The sequence below is a fragment of the Psychrobacter sp. Sarcosine-3u-12 genome, assembly GCF_002836005.1.
Lineage (GTDB): Bacteria > Pseudomonadota > Gammaproteobacteria > Pseudomonadales > Moraxellaceae > Psychrobacter > Psychrobacter okhotskensis.
The window spans coordinates 24,977-50,542 of record NZ_PJBY01000103.1 but is presented as its reverse complement, the minus strand read 5'-3'; the positions used below and the strand labels follow the sequence as shown (position 1 = coordinate 50,542).

20 protein-coding genes are annotated in these 25,566 nt (G+C 41.8%); 10 read left to right on the top strand and 10 right to left on the bottom strand.

Features of this window, described 5'->3' with window-relative positions; translation table 11 throughout:
- The first annotated feature begins 186 nt into the window (after positions 1–186).
- From CXF65_RS10110 to CXF65_RS10095, 4 genes are all read left to right on the top strand, one after another.
- A complete protein-coding gene (locus CXF65_RS10110) occupies positions 187–1,116 on the top strand; it encodes a branched-chain amino acid transaminase (protein WP_101211960.1) in 930 nt (309 codons plus the stop codon).
- Between the two features lie 115 nt (positions 1,117–1,231).
- On the top strand, positions 1,232–2,068 hold the full coding sequence (locus CXF65_RS10105) for a glycosyl transferase (protein WP_101211959.1): 837 nt from the start codon (positions 1,232–1,234) through the stop codon (positions 2,066–2,068).
- Between the two features lie 101 nt (positions 2,069–2,169).
- Positions 2,170–3,036 carry a glycosyltransferase gene (locus CXF65_RS10100; RefSeq protein WP_101211958.1) on the top strand — a complete coding sequence of 289 codons (867 nt, stop codon included), beginning with the start codon at positions 2,170–2,172 and terminating at the stop codon, positions 3,034–3,036.
- 60 nt (positions 3,037–3,096) lie between these two features.
- Positions 3,097–4,179 carry a glycosyltransferase gene (locus CXF65_RS10095; protein ID WP_101211957.1) on the top strand — a complete coding sequence of 361 codons (1,083 nt, stop codon included), beginning with the start codon at positions 3,097–3,099 and terminating at the stop codon, positions 4,177–4,179.
- Positions 4,180–4,195: 16 nt separating this feature from the next.
- Here CXF65_RS10095 and CXF65_RS10090 read toward each other — a convergent pair whose 3' ends face one another.
- The 4 genes from CXF65_RS10090 to CXF65_RS10075 form a co-directional block, all read right to left on the bottom strand.
- The gene (locus CXF65_RS10090) at positions 4,196–4,963 is read right to left on the bottom strand and encodes a hypothetical protein (RefSeq protein WP_101211956.1); all 768 of its coding nucleotides are present in this window, start codon (positions 4,961–4,963) and stop codon (positions 4,196–4,198) included.
- Positions 4,964–5,049: 86 nt separating this feature from the next.
- Positions 5,050–6,063 (bottom strand): NAD-dependent epimerase, encoded by a 1,014-nt coding sequence (locus tag CXF65_RS10085; protein ID WP_101211955.1) that lies wholly within the window; start codon positions 6,061–6,063, stop codon positions 5,050–5,052.
- On the bottom strand, positions 6,063–7,229 hold the full coding sequence (locus tag CXF65_RS10080) for a nucleotide sugar dehydrogenase (protein WP_101211954.1): 1,167 nt from the start codon (positions 7,227–7,229) through the stop codon (positions 6,063–6,065). Before CXF65_RS10080 ends, CXF65_RS10085 begins: the two co-directional genes overlap by 1 nt.
- A 38-nt stretch (positions 7,230–7,267) precedes the next feature.
- Entirely contained in the window at positions 7,268–8,278 is a 1,011-nt protein-coding gene (locus CXF65_RS10075; RefSeq protein WP_101211953.1) for a Stealth CR1 domain-containing protein, read from the bottom strand.
- Positions 8,279–8,503: 225 nt separating this feature from the next.
- Here CXF65_RS10075 and CXF65_RS10070 point away from each other — a divergent pair, with 225 nt between their 5' ends.
- Entirely contained in the window at positions 8,504–9,205 is a 702-nt protein-coding gene (locus CXF65_RS10070) for a glycosyltransferase (RefSeq protein ID WP_227523249.1), read from the top strand.
- 320 nt (positions 9,206–9,525) lie between these two features.
- On the opposite strand, the gene CXF65_RS10065 is transcribed toward CXF65_RS10070, so the two are convergent.
- From CXF65_RS10065 to aspS, 3 genes are all read right to left on the bottom strand, one after another.
- Positions 9,526–10,242 carry a glycosyltransferase gene (locus CXF65_RS10065; protein ID WP_407074194.1) on the bottom strand — a complete coding sequence of 239 codons (717 nt, stop codon included), beginning with the start codon at positions 10,240–10,242 and terminating at the stop codon, positions 9,526–9,528.
- 210 nt (positions 10,243–10,452) lie between these two features.
- The gene (locus CXF65_RS10060; RefSeq protein ID WP_025652761.1) at positions 10,453–11,427 is read right to left on the bottom strand and encodes a lysophospholipid acyltransferase family protein; all 975 of its coding nucleotides are present in this window, start codon (positions 11,425–11,427) and stop codon (positions 10,453–10,455) included.
- A 79-nt stretch (positions 11,428–11,506) separates the two neighbouring features.
- Entirely contained in the window at positions 11,507–13,321 is a 1,815-nt protein-coding gene (aspS, locus tag CXF65_RS10055; protein ID WP_101211975.1) for an aspartate--tRNA ligase, read from the bottom strand.
- A 507-nt stretch (positions 13,322–13,828) separates the two neighbouring features.
- On the opposite strand from aspS, the gene sohB reads away from it, so the two are divergent.
- From sohB to CXF65_RS10030, 5 genes are all read left to right on the top strand, one after another.
- On the top strand, positions 13,829–14,803 hold the full coding sequence (sohB, locus tag CXF65_RS10050; protein ID WP_025652760.1) for a protease SohB: 975 nt from the start codon (positions 13,829–13,831) through the stop codon (positions 14,801–14,803).
- Positions 14,804–15,061: 258 nt separating this feature from the next.
- Positions 15,062–16,312: an acyl-CoA dehydrogenase family protein gene (locus tag CXF65_RS10045; protein WP_198551995.1), complete on the top strand. Its 1,251-nt coding sequence runs from the start codon at positions 15,062–15,064 to the stop codon at positions 16,310–16,312.
- Positions 16,313–16,513: 201 nt separating this feature from the next.
- Complete coding sequence (locus tag CXF65_RS10040) at positions 16,514–17,797, top strand: phosphotransferase family protein (RefSeq protein ID WP_101211951.1); 1,284 nt, start codon at positions 16,514–16,516, stop codon at positions 17,795–17,797.
- A 48-nt stretch (positions 17,798–17,845) separates the two neighbouring features.
- Positions 17,846–18,610 (top strand): histidine phosphatase family protein, encoded by a 765-nt coding sequence (locus CXF65_RS10035; protein ID WP_101211950.1) that lies wholly within the window; start codon positions 17,846–17,848, stop codon positions 18,608–18,610.
- Positions 18,611–18,782: 172 nt separating this feature from the next.
- Positions 18,783–19,652, top strand: coding sequence for an SDR family oxidoreductase (locus CXF65_RS10030; RefSeq protein WP_101211949.1), 870 nt, complete (start codon positions 18,783–18,785; stop codon positions 19,650–19,652).
- Between the two features lie 540 nt (positions 19,653–20,192).
- On the opposite strand, the gene CXF65_RS10025 is transcribed toward CXF65_RS10030, so the two are convergent.
- From CXF65_RS10025 to CXF65_RS10015, 3 genes are all read right to left on the bottom strand, one after another.
- Positions 20,193–21,893, bottom strand: a complete 1,701-nt coding sequence (locus CXF65_RS10025; RefSeq protein WP_101211948.1) for an AMP-binding protein — start codon at positions 21,891–21,893, stop codon at positions 20,193–20,195.
- A 750-nt stretch (positions 21,894–22,643) separates the two neighbouring features.
- Entirely contained in the window at positions 22,644–24,341 is a 1,698-nt protein-coding gene (locus CXF65_RS10020; RefSeq protein WP_101211947.1) for an AMP-binding protein, read from the bottom strand.
- Between the two features lie 417 nt (positions 24,342–24,758).
- Positions 24,759–25,550, bottom strand: coding sequence for an ABC transporter permease (locus tag CXF65_RS10015; RefSeq protein ID WP_101211946.1), 792 nt, complete (start codon positions 25,548–25,550; stop codon positions 24,759–24,761).
- Between the last annotated feature and the right edge of the window lie 16 nt (positions 25,551–25,566).

Genomic DNA, 25,566 nt, shown 5'->3' with positions numbered 1-25,566 from the left:
CTTTCACACGCCAACCCGATATCTGAATTATCTTGAACCGACTACATAGCAGACGTTTGCAATAATGAATATTTATTTTGACAATAAAAATCGCTGCTGTGGTGTTATCATATGATGTTGTTAAATACCGTTAATTAAAATTTACTCAAAAAAGTTAGACGCCAGCGCTAGCATAAGGACTATAAAATGAATATGGCAACACAAGATGGTAAGCTTTGGATGAATGGCACAATGATTGAACAGCCAGATGCTAAAGTCCATGTACTAACGCATAGCCTGCATTACGGTATGGCTGTGTTCGAAGGAGTGCGTGCTTACCAGACCGCTGATAACCGTACAGCGATTTTTCGTTTAAAAGAGCATACTGAGCGTTTACTAGGTTCTGCAAAAATCTTTCAAATGGATGTGCCGTTTGATGCTGCCACTCTGGAACAAGCACACAAAGATGTGGTGAAACAAAACAACTTGGCAGAAGCTTATATCCGTCCGCTGATTTGGGTCGGTGCAGAAAAGTTAGGCCTGTCATCACGTGACAATAGTATCAATGCCATGGTTGCTGCTTGGCATTGGGGCGCATATCTTGGTGATGAGGGTATCAAAAACGGTATCCGTGTGAAGACTTCATCATTTACCCATCACATGACCAATGTGACCATGTGTAAGGCAAAAGCCTCAAGCAACTATCCAGTGTCTATCATGGCCAATCAAGAAGTCACGCGTAATGGTTATGACGAAGCCATCTTGATGGATCCACAAGGGTATGTCTGCCAAGGTGCAGGCGAGAATTTATTCTTAGTCAAAGACGGTGTACTGCATACGCCAGATTTGGGCGGCGGTGCGCTGGATGGTATTACCCGCCGTACTATCATTCAGTTCGCTGATGATCTGGGTATCAAAGTCGTTGAGCGCCGTATCACTCGTGATGAGTTTTACTTGGCGGATGAAATATTCATGACCGGTACTGCGGCCGAAGTCACGCCTATTCGTGAATACGATGACCGCACTATTGGTAATGGTGGTCGTGGTGAAATGACTGAAAAACTGCAAACGCTGTATTTTGATGTGGTTCATGGTCGCAATGAGAAATACATGGATTGGTTAAGCTTTATTGATTAAAATAAAAGTTTATTAAAAAATATTTAAATCCATCCAAGAAGCTGAGCATAAACGTTCAGCTTTTTTATGCTAATATATTTGTCATATTTATCCATACAATTAAAGTGAGCAGTTTATGCCAATAGACTCTAGTACAGCAGATAATGAAAATATCAAACAAATTATCTGTATTAAATGGGGTACGAAATACGGAGCTGATTATGCCAATAAACTTTATGGCATGGTATCACGTAATATTACCCCGCCGTTCCGTTTTGTGTGTTTTACCGATGATACGACAGACGTGCGTTCAGAGATTGAATGCCAGAAACTACCTCCGCTAGATGTGACCATGCCAACCAATACTTTGGGTAAATGGCCAAAGTCACGTTTGTGGGGTGAAAAGCTAGGGGATCTAACGGGTACCGTACTATTTGTAGATTTAGATGTCATTATTGTAGATAGCCTTGATCCTTTCTTTGAATATGGCAAGCCCGATGATATTGTTTTGTCTTATAATCCTAGCAATCCTTTAGAGCGTTTGGGACAGACTTCCTGTTTTAGATTTCAAGTTGGTTCGCTGATCTCTTTACAAGAAAAATTCAAAGCGGATCCACAAGGTATCGCTGATGAATATCGTTTTGAGCAACGCTTCGTCACTCGTAATGCGCCGGGCGGGGTAAAGCTATTTCCAAAAGCGTGGGTTGCGCACTTTAGACGTAAGTGTCGTCAGCCATTCCCGCTTAACTACTTTAAAGAGCCAAAGATTCCTAAGGGTGCTCGCATCGTAATATTCCCTGGTGATCTATATCCTACGCATGCTATTGAAGGTAAGTACAATAAAAACGCGGCTAACAATGCTAAGGATCACTTAAAAAGAATCACTGAGCCCAAAAATCTAAAAAGACCACTGCGCCATTTGCGTCATTTTATTTTACCAGTAGGGTGGATAGAAAAATACTGGCGAGAGTAAGTGGAAATTAGAAAAAATAAATAGCAGCCAGACATTCTTTAGCTTAGAGATTAATTTAACCATACTACATTTATAATGTTTACCAGTTAGCAGGTGAAGATATGAAAGAGAATGAAACTATCAGAGTCTTTGTGGGGTGTGATCCTAATAACTGTGATTTAGAGCAGATGATGGTACTAGATTACAGTATTCATAAACATACTAGTGTACCAGTTGAAATAGTGTGGATGCAGTTATCGCGTGATCCTAATAGCTATTGGTATTCTAATCCTGAGACTGGCGAAGGATGGAATACTACTAAATGGGATACCCCGTTTTCAGGGTTTCGTTGGGCGATTCCAGAATATTGTGATTATTCTGGATATGCTATCTATATGGATACAGATGTTGTAATTTTAGATGATTTGTTAAAATTATGGAATCATCCAATTGATGGGAAATCTATAGTAGCGGCTAAGAAAGTTTCTAAAAAAACTCGCATGTGTACCTGTGTATGGGATTGTAGTCGTGCTAAAAGTATTCTCCCTTCAGTTGAGAAGATTATGGAGGATGCTGATAGTCATAAAAAAATAATGGAGATGATAAAAAAGAACCCACGACTTTTAGAACCCTTCAATGACAGCTATAATTGTATTGATGGAGAAAGTTTACCGATAGAAGCTATTAAAGTTTTACACTATTCTGATATGGGCACGCAGTTTAGTCATAAGTATTCATTGAAAAGGATTGAAGAAGAAGGTTCAAAGCATTGGTTCGATGGAGAAGTTTTACCACATCCTAGACAAGATTTAGTTGAGTTATTTGATAGTTATTACAGTGAGGCTTTGGCTAACGGTTATCAATTAGAAAACTATCGTGTAGACCCTTTTGGAGATTTTCCAAAAAAATCCCAGCAGCGTTATACTGGTAATAATGTTACTCGTCCAAAGCTTAAAAAGTCGTTATTTTCAAAGATGTTTAAGCGTTAGTTTATTATTTTACTAACAAATAATAATACAAGTATTTGATTTATTTATAGGTTGTCAGTTATGAAGAAATCCACCAAAATAGTGGTATTAGCTATCAATTGCCTACAAGGTGGTGGTGCAGAGCGAGTCGTACTCACTCTAGGGAAAGGTTTTTATGAGTTGGGTTATGAAGTGCATATTTTAAGGTTTAAACCATTAGTTCAATATGAACTTGATGTAAATCTTAACTATCATGTACTTAAGTTTAAGCCTTATAAACTTGTTCCAGGTAAAGAACGTCGAGACGAGATATTTGCACGTAGAGTAGATAAGTACATTACAAAAAAAATTGGACAACCAGATTTGATATTATCCAATCTTGATCGTTCGGACAGTATTTTTAGTTATAGCAAATTAGAAAATATTGTTTACGTTATACACAATACCGTATCGCTGTTATACAAACTCAAGAAAGAAGAAGATATTAACAAGAAAAAAGAAGAGCTATTGAGAATTTATTCTAAACATCCTTGCGTATGTGTGAGTGATGGTGTGGAAAGAGATTTCATTCAGACCTTTGGTAATATCACACCGACGACAGCAATTCGTAACCCTATTGATAGAGACGATATTCAAAGACAGGCTAATGCCTTTATTCCTGAATATCAAAATTATATTGTTCATGTGGGTAGTTTTAAAGATGCAAAACGTCATGATCTATTGATCCAAGCATATGCGCGAACCGATCAATCTATGCTTTTATTACTGTTAGGTCAAGGCAAGCACAAAAGTGAAGTGGAAAGATTAGTTGCAGAGTTTAAACTTGAAGATAGGGTGATATTTTTAGGATTTCGTGAGAACCCTTTTCCTTATATCAAACATGCTCAGTTCAAAGTATTGACTTCTGACTGGGAAGGCTGTCCTTTAGTAATACCTGAAGCACTGGCTATAGGCACGCCTGTTATAAGTACTGATTGTCCATCGGGTCCAAGCGAGCTACTTCCAAGCAATAATTTAATGCCAATGAGAGATATAGAAGCTATAGCAGATAAAATGAGTCAAGCAATGAAAAGCCCTCAGCAGTTCCGCTCGCCCTTCGATGAAGATATGCTTCCTATAAAGATAGCGGAAAAGTATAATACATTCGCAGAAAGTCTAAAATGAATATTAGTGTATATATCTAATCCAACCACCATTTAGACCATTCATCTGTATGTAGCTGTCTTAAGATTGAGAAAGCACTATCATTATTTTGGAGTTTTTCAAATACCGATAGCAATATAGTTGTTGCCAGTTCATCCGCTTTGTAAAATTTACGATAACGCTTGCGCATATTTCTTAAGCTATCGTCAGTGCCGATTCGGAAGTAAGTAAGACCATCATAAAGAGGTAAGTCGCCCTTATAAAGCATATCACTTTTATCATTAAGCACTGGCCTAGGATCTGTATCAATAGGAAGCTGTAAAAAGTTCTTGGTTTCGTACGTTCTTAAAGTGTTAATTAAGGTAATGACATTCATCAAAATCGTTGCTCTAGTGATATCTGTGGAATGATCAATAAAGGTATCACAGGCAGAAACAATCCAGCGTATAGATAAATGCTCTAATAAGTACTCACTTTCAGCGGCCCATAATCGCTCAAATTCAGCAAAGGTTTTATCTCTTTTGTACTTACGACGTAATAATATGACCAAGGTATTGTGATAAAAATAAAGTTCTGAATGACCCACCATCTGATGCTTTAAATTGTTTAAATGACTTTCTAAATCTTTACTTTTACGCTCATCTGTTAGCGCCTCAATATCACACATTGACTCATCTATTAGCGTTGCTTTCATTTCTGCAAAGCTTTTATTATGGTAATTTTTGAGAATTTTACCAGCATTGAGTCTTTTTTCACTCCTAAACATCAAAGTCAGCTTTCGCTGCCATGCTGATTCTGTAGCCATGCCATAAACTCCATCGAGTGAATATAATGAAATAAGTTTCGAAGATTTTAGCTCTAGAAACTCAGTTCTCTTTATGTCAGTTTGTTTTAAACGCTATAATAAGCTCTATACCAATTTACAAACTTTTCAATCCCCTCTTCAATATTAGTCTTAGGTCTAAAACCAATATCCTCTACTAGCTCATCAATATCAGCATAAGTAATAGGTACATCGCCTGCTTGCATCGGCAATAAGTTCTCTTTAGCTTTCTTACCGCAAGCGCTTTCAATAGCAGTAATAAATCGGCGTAGGGTGATAGGCTGGTTATTACCAATATTGTATAGCTTATAAGGAGCGGTTGCCGTCGTGATAGAAGAAGTCTGAGGAGAGGGCGGTTTTTCCATTATGCGCATGATACCTTGGATAATATCATCAATATAAGTAAAGTCTCGCTGCATAATACCGTTATTGAAGACATCGATAGGCTCACCTGCCAGTATCTTTTTGGTAAAGGAAAAATACGCCATATCAGGGCGACCGTAAGAGCCGTAAACGGTAAAAAAGCGCAGACCTGTAGTAGGAATGTTGTATAAATGGCTGTAGCTATGCGCCATAAGCTCATTGGACTTTTTGGTAGCTGCATATAAGCTAATAGGGAAATCAACACAGTCTTCAGTGCTAAAGGGCTGCTTGATGTTCATACCGTATACAGAGCTGGAGCTGGCATATACTAAATGCTTTACCTTAGTATGCCTGCACCCTTCAAGAACGTTTAAAAAACCCACCATGTTTGAGTCCATATAGGCGTTGGGGTTTTCAATAGAGTAACGTACGCCAGCCTGAGCACCAAGATTAATGACAACATCAAACTTATATTTAGAGAACAAAGCGGACATTGCCTCACGGTCCGCAAGGTCTAATTTAATAAATTTAAAGGCTTTTGCTGTTGGAAGCTCACTTAGTATTCGCAAACGCTCTTGTTTCAATTCAACTTCGTAATAATCGTTGAGATTATCAATGCCAACAACAAAGGAGTCTTTATCTAAAAATTTATCATTCAATAACGCTTTGATTAAATGAAAGCCAATAAATCCTGCAGCACCTGTGATTAACACTTTCATCAATCGCTCCCAAATAAATCGCGAGTGAAAACCTTGTTCGCTACATCTTCTATATCAGCAGAAAGTCTATTGGCTACGATAACATCACTGATTGATTTGAACTCTTCCAAGTCCTTTATCACTTTTGAGTTAAAAAACTCTTCTTCTTCCAGTACTGGCTCATATACCACGACTTCTATGCCTTTAGCTTTGATGCGCTTCATGATGCCTTGAATAGCAGAGGCTCTAAAGTTATCCGAACCACTCTTCATAACCAAGCGATGCACACCGACAATTTTAGGCTTTCTCTCGATAATTTTATCTGCGATAAAGTCTTTACGAGTCCTATTAGAGTCGACGACCGCTCTAATCAAATTGCTCGGCACCTCGTCGTAATTGGCCAACAGCTGCTTAGTATCTTTGGGAAGGCAGTAGCCACCGTAACCAAACGAGGGATTGTTGTAATGAGTGCCGATACGAGGGTCTAAGCCAACGCCCTCGATGATTTGCTTGGTGGACAGCCCAAACGTCTGCGCATAAGTATCCAGCTCATTAAAGTAAGCCACACGCATAGCTAGATAAGTGTTTGAGAACAGCTTGATTGCTTCGGCTTCTGTCGGCTCAGTAAACAGCAGTGGTACGTCCTTTTTTATCGCCCCTTGTAATAGTAAGTTTGCAAACTGTTCTGCGCGCTCCGATTGCTCCCCGACGATAATTCTAGAAGGATAAAGGTTATCATGTAGCGCTTGGCCTTCTCTTAAGAACTCAGGGGAGAAGATGATATTATCGGTGTTATAGCGCTCTCTTACACTCATAGTATAACCAACTGGCACCGTTGACTTAATAACGATTAACGCCTGTGTATTGACTGATAATACCTCTTCAATCACCGCTTCTACGGTTGAGGTATTAAAATAATTGGTCTTAGGGTCATAATCAGTTGGTGTGGCTATAATGATAAAGTCCGCATTTTCATAGGCTTTTTTAGCATTTAAAGTAGCGGTAAAATCAATGGGCTTGTTTAATAAAAAATCTTCAATATCCTTATCTTCAATGGGGGACTGCTTAGCATTGAGCATATCAATTTTTTCAGCAACCACATCGACCGCGATCACTTCATTATGCTGCGCTAGTAGCATCGCGTTTGATAAGCCTACGTAGCCTGTACCTATTACTGATATTTTCATAATGCATCCAAATAATTGCTAAGCTAGGTTTAAAAGCGTTAGCGTTTAGGTTTGTTTGTATCTGTTAGCACCGAAGAAGGTAAGTAAGCTGAGAATTTATCTCTCATGGCCTGACTGACCTTCATATAAGATTCTGCCTCAAGTAAATCTAAGCTTTGAATACAGCCGTACTTGATAGCATTATCCTCTAACGCGGCTATAAAACCCTTAACACCATCATTATTCTTTAGATAATTAATAGGGATATCAGGCTGCAAATGCACTTCATTTTTTTGAATTTTTAAATGATTCATCAGGGTTATAGGGTTGACTTGAGCTACGTCTCTGAATTTATATTTAATTTGGCTTTCTAAAAATCGTGGATGGCTAAGCAGATAGTTTTGTATTACCTTTTTATCAACGATATGTGGATAATGGTGAATTTCAAAGAACTCATCCATATTCAATATTTTGGCACTTAACATCTGTGCTACGGTGTGGCTTGGTTGTACTGGTGTTGCCAAGAATTTAAATCGAGATTTTCGGAAATTGAGTTTGGCATTCAGAACTGTACTTTTACGCCAATGACCATGAATCACAAGCTTTTCTTTATCCAAAAAATCCTCTATAGCGACGGGCTGATTAAAAAAGAAATCGTCGTTCATATAAATAAAATAATCGGATAAGCCTTCAATATTACTTATCATAGTTTCAATTGAGCGAGTATTGAAAGTAGGCAAAAATTCTTCATAGCCTAAAAATATATCTTTATGATCAATAATGCGTATTTTATCCATGGCACAGATATTTTGTTTGGCAAACTCATCTATAAACGTAGGCTGCTGTTGATCGCTAACAATATAAATATGACGGCAAAAAGGAACGTACTTTAGAATAGAAGCAATATTATAATATATTTCATCATCACTAGCGAAACGGGTGGCAGTTATCGCATCTGAGGCCACTGATTTGCCGGACTTATATTGGTTCCTCTTTGCTTTTAGGATCGGGTCAGCACCATCTACCCAAGCTATAACGATATCCAATTGTTTTTCGTCAGGCAGTTTCATAACTTATCCTATTATTTAATTGGCTTATTGCTAGCATTTCAATCCTTACTATCCCAGGTTTAGATTGATCTAATTATTATTTTTAGCGCCATTATTATCAACGCAATTGATTATTAAAGCGAGGTTATAAAAGGAGATGAGACTAGCATATAAAGCCAGAAGGCTGCAATAAGTAACGTTAAGTCCTTTACTGATATATCCAATAACCAGATCAAGACTCTTACGATGAAACCCATTATTTTACTGATATTAAAAGCACTAGAAGGGCGCGGTGCTGAGCGCATGGTTGCAACCTTGGCAGGTGCCTATGCTGATCTAAATTATGATGTTCACGTACTTTGTCTCGAATATACCCGAGATATGCCATTGGATTCGCGCGTGCAAGTTCATGTAGTGCCATATCACCAAGTGTTTTCTGAGCAAGTATTTGCAGCTGATTCCAAGCAAGCAAATGCTTATAGAGCAGTGGCGCAACGGATAGATGATTATGTGCTCGATAACATAGGAGTGCCAAATCTCATCCTAGCTAGTATATATAAAATCAACTGCATAATGGCTTATAGCCAACTGCCAAACATCATTAATGTATTGCACACAGCGCTGTCCAGACAATTTCAAGAGAAGCTAGTAAGCGATCTGCAAACAACCATTACCCACCTAAAAATGGTGTATGGTGCCCATTCGTGTAGCTGTGTTAGCGATGGTGCACGACAGGATTTGTTAGCATTGATAGGCAATGTGAATAAGACGACGACCATTTATAATCCTTGCGCTATCGATGATATAAAAAAAGCAGCTAAGCAGCCATTGGCTCTTAGCCAGTTCGGTATTACGTATAAAAAATATATGATTCACGTGGCCTCATTCGATAGTATGAAAGGTCATCATGAGTTATTGCATGCTTACGCCAAAACAGCACGCCGCTGATCTTTAGGTTTGAGGATTTTGACTATACTATCGTTGAGGCACAAGCGCTAGGCGTACCGGTAATCAGTATGGATTGTCCGTTTGGTCCAAGAGAGTTGTTGCCGGTGCACAACTTAGTCTCCCTAAGCGATTCGAGGGCTTAGCAGCACTGATGAATCAAGTAATGGCTCATCCGCACAGTTATCTTCAACGACACGAGGTAAGCCGGGCGTTAGTGCCATATGATTTTTCCAGATTTTTAACGAAGCCTCTTTTATTCGTTCAAATGTTGAGTAAACCATCGGCATCGCAAGAACTCGAATAAAGGATTGTTGACAGGGTCACTGCCAATAAGGTATCAGCCAAGGACTTGGCTTTACGTGGCGATACCATTTACCGCCGCCGCCTTTAATGGCATCTGGCGGGTTAATCTCACCATGAAAGACAACAATTTTTGCACCATCAGGCAGCGTAGGCGTACGTACCAAATTAAGAGGAATGGGCGCAATACATTGGTACTTGAAGCTGACGCACCACGTCTTATCCCAATATTCTAAGTGGTGATGCTCACGTAAGTAATTGGATAAATAAGCTTGCTCATGACGAACTTGAGTACGAATAGTCTCAAAGTTACGTTCAAAGTTTGTCAGCAAATCAGGGTAGGTGTTCATCCCAATATTAAAGCGATAAACCGAGCTATTACCAATCATCCGCCATGGCTTTTTCCAGTCACGAATGATGACGACGCTATCATCGTATTTGGCTTTATAAGTAAAAAAGCTATCAATATTATCAACGATAACGATATCGATGTCTAAGAATAAGGCGACACCTTTAAGGCCATATAGTTCTGGCTTAAAAGTGGTGAGTTTCTTCCAACCACGCTCCGGTCCTGCTGGTAAATCCATCTCAGGGATAGGATGACAAATGACCGCAGGGTCGATGCCCGTGCTGTCATCGGTTAAGCAAATCATCTGAAAATCTAAGGTCAAATGGCGATTGACCATATTGTATAGACGGTTGACGTATTCAGGACCGTACTTATCACCCCATTTCATACAAATAATATATCGCTGTCCCGCTCGCGAAGTATCTTTTTTGGTTCTATTTTTTGATAAGTTTTCGGCTACGTCAGTTACCATGGTGTACTCGTATTGATATGAATAAAAAAATATTACATTCAAAATTAGGAGGCATGAAAGTATGAGTCAATGTTAGCACAGCTGTCATTGGCGATATGTTTAAACGTTTAAAAATTTGTATGGTTATTACTGCTGATCATCGTTAGGAAGTTTTTTATGATCATCTTTACTATTAGAAGGCAATGAAGAATGAGACTGGTTGGTACGAATAAAATTTGCCAATACTGTGTCATCAGCGCGATAAGGATTGCCCAAAATAGGGATATGCTTAAAACGTCGATAGCCCCACATATAATGACTGAATTTGTCTTCTATCATATATTGCATTGCTTGATTGAGGGCGTAGGCAGCGACAGACGCATCACGGTTGTAAAGGGCAGGATCATCAAGTCGGTAACAATAAATATCGAAACCCCGTCCGTCGTCACGGCGAATACAAGATAAGCCGACCAGCGCACACTTGGTCTTGCTAGCGAGTTTGGAGGCGAGCGTACTGGTTAAGGTCTCAATACCAAAAAAAGGCACGACAACGCCCCCTGAGGGATCGGGGACATGGTCGGGTAGTATAATACTAAAGCCCCCTTGTTTGAGGGTCTTAAAGATGGCTTTGACACCGCTACCATCAGTGGGTACTAGCGTGGCGTTAAGGCGTGCTCGACCTTGTAGTATGAAGTCGTCGGTCAAATTGCCCTTGGCTGGCTTGTACATGATGGTCGGTGAGCCAAATTGATTAAGCCACGCGTTCATCATCTCCCAGGTACCGAGATGTGGAACGATAGCTAGCATACCATTGGTACTAGCCAGTCCTTCTAACAAAATGTCTTTGTTATGCACATCACGAATCTGAGCGATACTCCACTCAGGTGGCATCGCCCAGCTTTTGATAGACTCGATACTGGTCATAGACTGATGATAAATAATGTCTTTGACTAAAGCCTGTCTTTGATTATCTGGTAGTGCATGATGAATCAGCGCCAGATTAATATTGACAGTACGCATAATACTCAGACTGGGTATTTTTACGATTACCCAAGCAACAAAACGTGCCAGTATCTGTAACACAGACAGTGGCACGAATTTGAAAACATCATACGGATTCATGACCATTCACATGATAATGAATCACATAGCAAATCAGTTAAAACACATCTGAGCATCATGAGACCATTTATTTAGCAGGTTATTTGGCATCAGCCTGTGCTTTTTCGCGCACACGAATACCAAGATCACGTAGCTGCTTGCTATCAACTTCAGCAGGTGCTTGAGTTAGTGGACACTCAGCAGTTTTGGTTTTTGGGAAAGCGATAACATCACGAATGGAGTCCGCGCCTACCATGAGCATAATCAGGCGATCTAAACCAAAAGCCAAGCCACCATGCGGAGGCGCACCGAATTTTAGGGCGTCAAGTAAGAAACCAAACTTGTCTTCTGCCTCTTGCTCTCCGATACCTAAGGCTTCAAGTACCGCTTGCTGCATATCAAAGGTATTGATACGTAAGCTACCACCGCCAACTTCAGTACCATTTAAGACCATATCATAAGCGATAGATAGCGCAGTTTCTGGGCTGTCTTTTAGCTCTTGTACTGAGCCTTTAGGCTTAGTGAACGGATGATGCATTGACGTCCAGCGACCATCGTCAGTCTGCTCAAACATTGGGAAATCAGTCACCCAAAGTGGCGCCCACTGACAAGTGGTCATCTCAAGGTCTAGACCGATTTTTTGGCGTAGGGCACCGATTGCATCGTTTACGACACTGGCTTTATCTGCACCAAAGAAGATAATATCATTGCTTTCTGCACCAGTACGCTCAATTAAGCTTACCAACACATCGTCGGGCATGTTTTTAATGATAGGAGACTGCAAGCCAGACTCTTTATCGACACCGTTATTGATATTAGCTGCGTCATTGACTTTGATATAAGCCAAACCACGTGCACCATAAATACCGACAAACTTGGTATAAGCATCGATTTGCTTACGGCTGAGTGATGCGCCACCAGGAATACGTAGAGCAGCAACACGACCTTTAGGATCGTTCGCAGGACCGGCAAATACTTTGAAATCAACGTCTTTCATTAAATCGGCAACGTCGACCAATTTTAATGGAATACGTAAGTCAGGCTTGTCTGAGGCATAGTCACGCATCGCTTCAGCGTAAGTCATACGTGGGAAATCTTTAAACTCCACATCCATCATGGTTTTGAATAAATGCTTAATCAAACCTTCGTTAATGTTCATGATTTCTTCTTCGTTTAAGAAAGAAGTTTCAATATCCACCTGAGTAAATTCAGGCTGACGATCGGCACGTAAGTCTTCGTCACGGAAGCATTTAGCGATTTGATAATAACGGTCAAATCCTGACACCATTAACAATTGCTTAAATAGCTGTGGCGACTGCGGCAAGGCAAAGAAGTTACCAGGACGTGTACGAGAAGGCACCAAATAATCACGCGCACCTTCTGGCGTTGCACGAGTCAAGATAGGGGTTTCAACGTCTAAGAAACCATGGTCATCTAAATAGCGACGAATCGTTGAAGTGGCTTTGGCACGGAACACCATGCGCTCTTGCATTTGCGGACGGCGCATATCAAGGTAGCGGTATTTCAAGCGCAAGTCTTCTGATACCGTGGTTTTCTCATCATTCAATGGGAACGGTGGGGTTTCAGATTTTGCCAATACTTCGATTTCTTTCGCCAGTAGCTCAATCTGACCACTGGTCATATTATTGTTTTCAGTACCTTCATAACGGCGACGTACGCGACCGGTAATTTTTAGCACATATTCAGGACGTACCGCATCAGCAGTAGCAAAGGCTTCTGGGGTATCAGGATCCACGACTACTTGCAAGATACCAGCGCGGTCACGCATGTCTAAAAAAATTACGCCACCGTGATCGCGACGACGATGTACCCAACCTACGATACTAATGGTTTGCTCAATGAAGCTTTCGGTTACGGCTCCGCAATATTCGTCTCGGTATTCGCTATGCGTCATAGTGCTTTGCGTCATAATAAGGTTATCCAGTTGTCAGCCCAATTCGAAATACAATAATGCAGCCATTGTTGCGCGATTCAAGCGATGCGCAAAAAAAAGCACAAACAACGCGATTAAGACAAATGGTCATCACGTTGGCTGCAGAAAATATGATATAAACGCATATTATGCCTAAACTGCCTTTGTTATACAACCAGCTAAGTTATACAACTAGCCCAGTCCAATCAAAACACACGAGCGCTTCGGTCTCGAGAGTCGGCATCAAAGGTATTTATTCAGTAACATCTGTATTGGGTTAAATATTGTCATTTTGCTTGAAAATATTGCGAAGCGTGCGCATATCAACCGCACGCTAATAAAAACAGCTATAGTCATTCCACTATAAAAATATTACTGCGTTGACCTCGCTTGAAGTATCACCTATACATCACCACTCGGTTGCCTTGTACTACTTTTAAATTGAATCGACTATATATAGATATATCTACTGACTTGAGGATTTGTATTATGCTATTTCATCCCCCCAAAAACCCTGTTGAGCTAAAAGTACTACATCTGAATGAAAGCCAAAAGCAACGCCGTGAAGATCTTATGGAGGCCACTCAAGGCAAAGCTGCTCTCAAGCAATTCAAAAAAGCCATGGCTAAAAAAGCCAAGCAAGCGCTAAAAGCCAAAAGTAAGAAAAAAAACGTGGCTGATAAACATCAGGTCTTTGTCCTCGATTTTGATGGTGATATCAAAGCCACGGCGGTCAAGCATCTTCGTGAAGAAATCAGTACGCTCATCAGTACTGCCAATAAAGGTGATGAAGTCGTGGTGCGCCTAGAATCAGGTGGCGGTTTGGTTCATGGTTATGGATTGGCAGCGGCACAGTTGGCGCGTCTAAAAGATGCCGGTCTAAAACTAACGGTCTGTGTCGATAAAGTCGCGGCGAGTGGCGGTTATATGATGGCATGTGTCGCGGATAATATCGTCGCCGCACCATTTGCCATTATCGGCTCGATTGGTGTGGTGTCACAATTGCCCAACTTCCATAAATGGCTCAAAAACCATGACGTCGATTATGAGATGTTTACCGCTGGTGATTACAAGCGTACGGTGACGGTATTTGGAGAAAACGATGCCGAAGATCGCGCTAAGTACCAAGAAGAGCTAGAGCAGACGCATGAGTTGTTTAAGCATTTCGTCAATCGTTATCGTTCAATGCTAGACTTAGATAAAGTCGCCACGGGTGAGCATTGGTATGGTGAGGACGCTGTGCATCTGAACTTGGTTGATAAACTGCAAACCTCAGACAGCTACCTTTTAGAGTTGATGGAAAACAATGAAGTGTATGCGCTGCATTCTCGTCAAAAACCAACCTTTGCTGAAAAACTAGGATTGGCTCAAGCGGCAGAAGCGACACTCAGCATAGCCATCGATAAGCTGCCAGACGCCTTAGCACGTTTTGATTTTAACAGTCGTCTGAATATTCTTAAATAGCTTTAGATATCATCAGGGTATTCAACAGCTGATATTGTAGTCGCTATGTTCTGAATCGTGCATTGTTTGCATTTTGTAAAAGGCGTGTCCTAGCTGGTCGCGCCTTTTTGCTGTTTAATCGTAATTGCTGTGTTATAAATGGTGCATACGAAGCAGAGTATACGTACGTACACTATAAAGTTTTATTCAGTTTTTAATTAATGCTTGATTAAAATAATCAACACAGAAAAGGAAGTCATTATGTCTAACAATACATTGATGTTTACGGCGACAGAACATGGTCAAGCCATGCATGCCAAAGTTAAGGAGTTTATCGAAACCCAAATTGAGCCAATCGAGGCGCAGTTTTGGGCGGATTGTCATGAGCAAAATCCGGATGGCAATTGGAAAAATTGGCAATGGCCAGAAAAGTATGAGAGCTTACGTAAACAAGCACGCGAAGCAGGCTTATGGAATTTATTTTTACCTGACGACACCTTAGGCGCTGGGCTTTCAGTGACCGATTATGCACCGATTGCCGAGTTGACTGGTCGCAGTTTGCTCGCGCCTTATGTATTCAACTGCAATGCCCCTGATAGCGGCAATATGGAATTGCTATGGCGCTATGGTTCTAAGGAGCAGCAAGACAAATGGATGACCCCAATTTTAGAGGGTAAAACGCGTTCGGTCTTTTGTATGACTGAGCCTGATGTTGCCTCAAGTGATGCCACCAATATGCAAGCGACTGCTGTTGTCGATGGTGATGAGATTGTTATTAATGGTAGTAAGTGGTGGTCATCGGGTCTGGGTGATCCGGCTGTCGATGTGCTGATTGTGATGGCTTACACTCCTGATGATAGTAAAGGCCGTCATCAACAGCACTCTATGGTACTAGTGCCAGCAAAAACTGAAGGCGTTAATATCGAGCGTATGCTCAAAGTATTTGGTGATTATGATGCGCCGCACGGTCATGGTGAAGTCAGCTTTAATAATGTCCGCGTGCCCGTCAGCCACTTTATTGGTGGACCGGGTATGGGCTTTGAAATTGCGCAGGGTCGTCTAGGGCCAGGTCGCATTCATCATTGCATGCGTTGTATTGGTGCGGCCGAAAAGTCGCTAGAGTTGGCAGTCAATCGCGGTATGCAGCGCAGCGCTTTTGGTAAGCCATTACTACAATTGGGTGGCAACTTCGAGCGTATCGCTGAAGCGCGTATCAAGATTGATCAAGCACGCTTGCTGACACTATACGCGGCGCAGAAAATGGACGCCCAAGGTACCAAAGCAGCACTCACAGAAATCTCTGCTATTAAAGTCGTTGCACCGACTGTGTTACAAGAAGTGGTCGATATGGCGATTCAAATTCATGGTGGTATGGGCGTTTGCCAAGATACCATGCTGCCAAGCTTCTTTGCTCAAGCGCGAGCATTGCGTTTGGCCGATGGCCCTGATGAAGTACATAAAACCATGATTGCTAAGTTAGAGCTAAAACGTCAAGGTTTTAGCCGTTCGTCTAAATCTGCAAAAGCATAGTTATAGTTTCTGTTGTTAGGGCGTGTGTTTATCGGCTTCAATGACGGTTCGCTGAATAGCCATGCATTTAATAGCAATATATTGAACATCCATGTGCTTAACGTAAGAATTAATTAAAAATTCACTATCAAATATCGATAGTGAATTTTTATTACCAACATATTTTATAAATAAAAATGACAACAAGATAAGGAATATCTCATGGCAACTGATAATCATGCCAACAATACTGACAATGACCATCAAACACTTAATAAAGTCTTGGATAAAGGTGGCGAAGTGCGCGAAGGCGAAGAGCTTGACGCACAAGCAGTCAGCGCTTGGCTACGCGAGCAAGGCGTCGATATAAAAGGCGAGCCAACGGTTACTCAGTTTTCTGGCGGTGCCTCAAACTGGACTTATCGTCTACAATACGGCAGTGATGGTGATGGCCAAGATTTAATTCTACGTCGTCCGCCAAAAGGCACCAAGGCCAAGTCAGCGCATGATATGGTGCGCGAATATACCGTGCAAAAAGCCTTAAAAGACGCCTATCCTTATGTGCCAAAGATGGTGGCGTTATGTACCGATGAAGCTGTGATCGGTGCCGATTTTTATGTCATGGAGCGCATGGAAGGCATCATTCCTCGTGCCAATTTGCCAAAAGGCATCGATTTAGATCCTGAGCAAACGCGTGCATTGTGTACCAATGTCATCGATGCGTTGGTCGAATTGCATCAAGTAGATTATAAAGAGCATCCAGATTTGGTCACGCTAGGTCGCGGTGACGGCTATTGTGAGCGCCAAGTTAGCGGCTGGGATAAACGCTACGTCAAAGCAAAAACGCCCAACGTACCAAGCTTTGCACTAGTACGGCAGTGGCTTGGTAAGCATACGCCTGCTGATAGCAAAACCTGCATCATCCATAATGACTGGCGTTTTGATAATGTCATTTTGGCAGCTGATGATCCGACCAAAGTCATTGGTGTGCTTGATTGGGAGATGGCGACCCTTGGTGATCCTTTAATGGATTTGGGTAGTGCCTTGGCGTATTGGATTGAAGAAGATGACAATATCGTCATGCAACAGTCACGCCGTCAGCCCACCCATTTAAAGGGCATGATGACGCGTGACGAAGTCGTTGCCTATTACTTGAAGCAGACAGGGTTAGCGGTAGACAACTGGACCTTTTATGAAGTGTTTGGCTTGTTTCGCTTAGCGGGTATCGTTCAGCAAATTTACTATCGTTACTACCATAAGCAAACAAGTAATCCCGCCTTTAAGAATTTTTGGCTTATCGTCCACGTTCTACACGCCAAATGTCTTAAGCTGATTGCTCAGTATGAAGGTGAGGCACTGTTTAACACTCATGTACAGCCACACCTAAAAGAGATGGGGGTCGACGCTACGACGATTGAGCAGCTACCGAGCCCTGTACAAAAAGTGGTCAAAGGTATTTTGCCAAAAGGCTATTTTGCCAAGAGTACTGATGCTTCTGACGAATAATTGTCTTAAAAGCAGCCGTTTAGTGAATGTAATAACAAGGGATTATTTATGACAACCATCCTTCTGGCACGTCATGGTCAAGCATCGTTTGGGCAAAAGAATTATGATAAGCTCTCAGAATTAGGGAGTATGCAAGCGCAGATGCTCGGCCAGCACTATGCAACGACGCAGCGCCGCATTGACGCTATTTTTAGTGGCAGTTTAGAACGGCAAAAAGACTCGGCGCGGCACTTTTGGGAGAGTTACCAGACCTCTATTAACCATAATGGTAATGATAATGCGCCTCTCTTAGCGGCACTCGATATAAATGAGCCTGACAGCTACATCATTCCGCAGTTTGATGAGTTTAATCACAAAGACGTGTTGGTTAAATCAGATCCTACTTTTGCCAGTAGATCGGCAATTGCTATTGAGATTGCCAAGGCAGAGGTTCCAGCGCGGCGCTTAGCTGAGCTGTTCGATCTGGCGATGCAGCGCTGGCATGCGGGTGATAATGATCATGACTATCTTGAGAGCTGGTCACAATTCAATAGCCGTACTCAACAAGCGCTTGAGCAAATCCGCACGCAAGTCACCAGTTTAAACTTAGATCGCCACAGTACGGTACTGGTCTTCACCTCTGGCGGTGTGATCGCTGCTATCACCGCACAACTGTTGCAGCAAGGTAGCCAGACTGCGTATCAGCTTAATAAAAGCTTGGTCAATACCGGGGTAACCTCTCTTACGCTAAAAGATCAAAGCACACGCCTGATGTCTCTCAATGAATATAGTCATCTATTTGCCGACGGTAAACGCTTCGTGACGTGGCGATAGGTGACCAGACTATTCTTTTAGTCATACACACTGGCCTAAATACATAACCATGACTCAGTGATTACTCATCAGCTGTTAGAATATAAATGTAAGCAATTGATTTCAATACCTCATAAGTACCGTTTTATGAGGTATTGAAGCTATTTCGTTATCGTTATACAAAGGATTGGTCATGAAAAATCAATTAATTGGCTTAGCTACCAAAACCACTAAGCAAAGCCAGCAGCAGATATTGAGTGCTGTGCAACCGGCACGCTATCTTAAAGGCTTGAATAAGCAGCAAGTAGGGCGTGATAAGACCATTTTAATCACGGGTGCCAGCTCCGGCTTAGGCGAGGGGATGGCGAGACTGTTTGCCAAGCTTGGCTACAACCTCGCTATCTGTGCGCGCCGTACTGAGCGCTTAGAGCGTTTGAAGTCAGAACTGATGACCACTTATCCCAATATTCGCGTTGAATATCGCGTATTAGACGTCAGTAATTACGATGCAGTTTTTGAGGTGTTTGATGCTTTTGCCGCCGACTTTGGTGGTATCGATCGTGTGGTGGTCAATGCAGGTGTCGGTGAGAGTCGCCGTATTGGTAAAGGTCGCTTTGAGACCAATCGCCGTACGGTTGAAATTAACTTTATCTCAGCACTGGCGCAGTGTGAAGCGGCCATGAGTATTTTTCGAGCCCAGAATAGCGGCCATTTGGTCGTCATATCCAGTATGTCGGCGATGCGCGGTTTACCGAGACACCTGACCACTTATGGTGCGACTAAAGCAGGGCTCGCTCATTTGGCAGAAGGCATCCGAGCTGATATGCTGTTGACCAAATTACCGATTAACGTTTCTACTATTTATCCAGGCTATATCCGTACGGAAATTAACGAAAACGCTAAGCCGTTACCGTTTGAAGTGGATGTAGATACGGGTACGAAAGCAATGGTTGCTGCGATCGAAGCAGGCGTTCAAGAAGCTTGTGTACCTAGCTTGCCCTGGGCAGTGGTCGGTCATGCCATGAAGCATTTGCCGTTACGAGTGCTCAATAAGTTCAGCTGATGATGTTTTTCTTGACGTAAATTTTGGTAAGAGTAAATTCAGAAAAAAGCCCTCTACATCATCTGTAGAGGGCTTTTTTTCGCTAATTTCTGGTATAGCAATTTAGGGTCTGTTGAACATTCAAATATTAGGACTGCTGATTGCTAAAATCGTCCCAAACTAGGCGTAAACCGACGATAATGTCGAGACCTTAGCTAGGCTTATAACAACGTTTAGGGTGATTTTAGTATCAGCCTTTCAGGGCAAGGCTATTTTTTGCCAATACATGGCGAAATTATCTAACCTAGAATGACTAGGCGTCAAAAATTTCACTGCGTATTGTCTAAAAAATAGCCACTGCCAGTGCCACATTTGAATGTTCAACAGACCCTAGCAATAAAAATAAAACAGCTTCGTTTTAATCGTTATATAGTGAGTGAAAAATAATATCGAACCATCACGCACTGCTGATATCAATTTTTTTTGCTTGCTGCGCCTGCGCAGACAGAGGCTACAAAAAACCAATATCAGCAATAGCGTCGCGTTTTTTGGATATTTTGACTAAAGCGTTTGTGGGTTATCCAGCATATGCTGCTCACGTAACTTTTGGCGTAATACTTTACCAACGTTACTTTTAGGCAATTCACTCACAAATTCGATATGACGCGGACATTTATAGCCAGTCAAATTATCTAGCGCAAACTCTTTGATATCGCTCTTAGTGACATTATTGTCGGTAGGAACGATATAGATTTTGACCGCCTCACCTTGATGTTCATCAGGAATACCAATCACTGCACAGTCAATAATACCTTTACAATCTAGCATGACAGACTCAATCTCATTCGGAAAGACGTTAAAGCCTGAGACCAAAATCATGTCTTTTTTACGGTCTAATAAGGTAATGTAGCCTTTTTCGTCCATGCTAATAATATCGCCGGTACGGAAGTAACCGTCGCTGGTAAAGTCATTGCTGTTGTCTTTATTAAAGTAACCTGACGTGACATTCGGCCCTTTGATACACATCTCGCCCGCTTCGTGTAGTCCTACACGTTTACCATTGTCATCGACAATAATGATGTCAACGCTAGGTACGGGTATGCCGATAGTCCCATTGAACTTACGGTCAGTGATGACATTGGCCGTACCTGCGGCCACACCTTCAGTCATCCCCCAACCTTCAACCATCGGGCAACCAGTCACTTCTAACCAGCGTTTCGCAGTCTGCTCAGTAGCAGCCATACCACCAGCTTGTGAAATACGTAACGAGCTAAAATTGAGATCTTTAAAGCTTGGTTGATCCAGCAGGCCTTTAAATAGGGTATTAACCGCAGGAAAAATATGGAACGGTTGTTTTGACAGGGTTTTGACAAAGCCCGGCATATCACGCGGATTTGGTACCAAGATAAAGGTATAGCCTGAACGCATACCCAGTAGGCTTAGCATAAAGGCAAAAATATGATACAGCGGCAAGGCCATGACCATATTAATATAGACTTCGTTAATTTCTGAGGTCACAGGGCGATACCATGCTTCTGACTGTAGCGCCGCTGCTACCACGTTACGCTGAGATAATACAGCACCTTTAGACAGTCCCGTGGTACCGCCAGTATACTGTAAGATAGCTTTTTGCTCTAAAGAGGTCTTCTGCTTTTGAAACGGTAAGTTTTTACCTTTTTTAAGGACCTCAGGGAACTTGGTTACCTCGTGCTTAGGATCATCAAGCTTATATTTGGGTACGAGGCGCTTTACCTGACGGATAACTGTATTGACCAAGATACCTTTAAGGCCCATCATGTCGCCCATTTTTGATAGGACAATACGCTTGATGGCTGTCTCATCGATGACTTGCTCCAGTGCTTGAGCAAAATTATCGACCACAAAGATAATTTGAGCACCTGAATCATTCAATTGATGGCGCAGCTCACGACCCGTATATAGCGGATTAATAGGGGTACACACATAACCGGCGCGCAAAATACCAATCATCGTTGGCAAGTATTGCGGGACGTTTGGCATCATGAGCGCAACCACACTGCCTTTAGGAATGCCTTGCGCTTGTAACCATGCTGCAACTGCTAGTGAGGCCTTATCAACGTCTCCATAAGTGTGCGTCACACCCATGCAGATAGACAGGGGGTGCGGACGGAAGCGGTCAAAGCATTCCTCATAAAGTTCTATCAGGTTTTCGTATTGATCAGGATCGATGGTCTTGGGTACACTTGCAGGATATTGAGCAAGCCAAGGTTTATTCACGGTCATATTTAGCGTCCTTAAATATTAATATAAGTTAAGGTCTTAGAAGAAAGTAGTCACATCCCTGTCAACACCATAAATCATTGCGTAGTAATCAACGCGGTGCTGAGTGCTATCCTAACTATTAACTGACTGCTAACATACGGTGGCCCTTACACAATTTTGTTTAACTACAAAGAATGATGGCTTCTGTAGGATAAACGGCAAATAAGTACATTTAACGATTAAAATGTCACTTAGAAAATATCGTCACGTCTCAATAACCCTTATAAGTTACTTTCAATAAAAACCTTATCAATTAAAACTTTAGAACATCGACTGACATATTTTGGCAACACATTAACACAACTACAACTGAAGTCGATATTATGATAAGCGCACTTCACAGTACATATATAAATTTGATAAATAGAGTGATCTGTGTTGCAAGTCAAAAAACGACAAGCGGTAGATAAGTTAGGATAGGCTGTGCTATATCATAAAAAAATATAATGAAGTAGGGCAACGCTATAGAATACGGTATTTGAGTCACTTATTTTAAAACTAGCGTTACAATATCTTGATGTATTTTTTGAACAGAAGCATACTTTAATGACCGTCATTCACGCGTAAGAAACAGGGCGTTAAATCAAATTTATGAAAATCATCACTATACTGTTTTGAATAGTTGAGCAAAAAAAGCGCCTTACCTTGTAGGTAAAGCGCTTTTTATAATCAAATTTATAGAGCAGTTATATGTGACTGCGTTCAGTTTATTTATAACTGAGGGTGATCCGCGTCATGTTTTTCACGCAGTTTTTGACGTAAAACTTTACCAACGTTACTCTTTGGTAGCTCGCTGACGAATTCGATATGACGTGGACATTTATAGCCCGTCAAATTATCCAATGCAAACTCTTTAATGGTACTTTTGGTGACGTTATTATCTTCTGGTACCACATAGATTTTCACCGCTTCGCCTTGATGATCATCAGGGATACCAATGACCGCGCAATCAAGAATACCTTCACAATCGAGCATGACCGATTCGATTTCGTTCGGGAAGACGTTGAAGCCTGAGACCAAAATCATATCTTTTTTACGGTCTAACAGTCTAAAGTAGCCTTTTTCGTCCATGCTAACGATATCGCCAGTGCGGAAATAACCGTCACTGGTGAAGTCATCACTGCTGTCTCTATTCAGATAGCCTAAGGTTACGTTAGGGCCTTTGACACACATCTCGCCAGCTTGATTGACGCCCACACGATTGCCTTCATCATCGATGACAATCACATCGACGCTAGGGACGGGAACACCAATCGTACCATTAAATTTACGATCTGTAATGACGTTGGCGGTGCCTACCGCGACACCTTCAGTCATGCCCCAACCTTCAATCATCGCACAGCCCGTCGTCTCAAGCCAGCGTTTCGCTGTCTGCTCAGTCGCTGCCATACCACCGGCTTGTGAGATACGCAATGAGCTAAAATTGAGATCTTTGAAGTTTGGATTATCAAGCAATCCTTTAAATAGAGTATTGACCGCTGGGAAGATATGGAACGGTTGTTTTGACAAGGTCTTGATAAATCCAGGGATATCACGTGGATTGGGTACCAAGATAAAGGTATAGCCCGAGCGCATGCCGAGCAAACTCAACATAAAGGCAAAGATATGATACAGCGGTAAGGCCATGACCATATTGATATAGACTTCATTGATCTCCGAGGTAATAGGGCGTGTCCATGCTTCTGATTGCATAGAAGCTGCCACGATATTACGCTGCGATAAAATCGCCCCTTTAGATAGACCAGTAGTACCGCCTGTATACTGTAAAAAAGCTTTTTGGTCCAAGGCCATTCTTGGTTTTTGTAGCGGTAGGTTTCTACCTTTTTTAAGAACGTCAGGGAACTTAGTGACTTCATGCTTAGGATCGTTCAGCTTGTACTTGGGTACCAGACGCTTAACCTGACGAATAATAGTATTTACTAAGATACCTTTTAGACCCATCATATCGCCCATTTTCGATAGGACAATACGCTTGATATTGGTCTCGTCGATAACTTGCTCGAGCGCTTGGGCAAAGTTATCAACCACAAAAATAACCTGAGCACCCGAGTCATTCAATTGATGGCGTAGCTCACGACCAGTATATAGGGGATTGACAGGCGTACAGACATAACCGGCGCGCAAAATACCAATCATGGTTGGCAAATATTGCGGGACGTTTGGCATCATGAGCGCAACCACCGTACCTTGAGGTAACCCTTGAGCTTGCAGCCATGCAGCAACGGCGAGCGACGCTTTATCAATGTCGTCATACGTATGGGTGACGCCCATACAGATACTCATGGGATGCATACGGAAGCGATCAAAGCATTCTTCGTATAGCTCTACTATGCTGCCATATCTATCTGGATCGATCGACTTCGGCATGCCTGCCGGATATTGGGCAAGCCAAGGTTTATTTAACGTCATAGTCAGCGTCCTTGAGGTTTAATATAGATTAAGGTTTGGTGAGAAAGCAGTCATATCCGTGTCAATAAAACAAATCAGCGCTGACGTGAACCATTTGCCGCTGAGAGCGATAACATCCTTATCTATTGACTGGCTGCTAAGATTTTGTTGCCATTATATGTTTTATATCATGATAAAAAGTGGTAAATAAGCGAAGCAACCGTATGGGTAAATCCATACCAAAAGATCTGATTGGTACGAAAAACGTCTTATTAATTACCTGTTATATCAACTAGAAAGAATATAATGATACATTTGAGTAACACATTAGCATGAATCTAATTGTAGGCAATATTAGCATGCAAGTACTGAGCAGTACATACAAAAATTAGATAATTAGATTTATATCTGAGGCAAGATAAATAAGACGCATGGTCACTAAGGCAAGGTAAACTGTTGTTTGCTATTAAAAAAACGTCGGTAAATCAGTAACGCACTGATAGTACATCCCAACGTGCTACTAACACAGATCAAGAACATAGTGATAATCTGATAGCGTACCGCTTGAGTAGGATCTGCACCCGCTAGTATTTGCCCAGTCATCATCCCTGGTAGACTGACAATACCAACCACCAGCATAGAGTTTAGCGTTGGGGTCATGCCATTAATAATGGCGGCTCTTATCTGCTCATGCACAGCTTCGAACGGGCTGGCAGAGAGACTCAACATCGTTTCAATACGTCCTTGCTGCTCATGAAAGGCCTCAATCAACTGGTTGCTGGTCAAGGAGATGGCGGTCAAAGAATTGCCTAATATTAAGCCTAATATGGGAATGACGAATTGCGGTGTATACCACGGCTGTACTCTTAATATAAGCATGATTGCGATACTGGTGACCAATACGGCTGATAGACTGACAGCGAGCAAGGTGTCAGTGAATAAACCTTTGTAGCTGCGTTTGACTCGATTTTTGGCTGCAGCACCAGCGATTACGGTCATGATAGTCAGTATGAGTAGGACTTCGTACCACTGTTCACGAGCAAAAATCCATGCCAGAATCAGACCGATAAAGCTCAGCTGAACGACAGTGCGAATAGCAGCTGTTAATAATGTTTTGGTTAAGGCTAAACGCAGTCGCCAAGAGACGATAAGCACGATAACAATTAAACTGCTGGCAAGCGCAATATCACCATAGGTGAGGAATATTTGCATATCGTCCGTCGCGTTCATAGCGGCTCGTTATTAA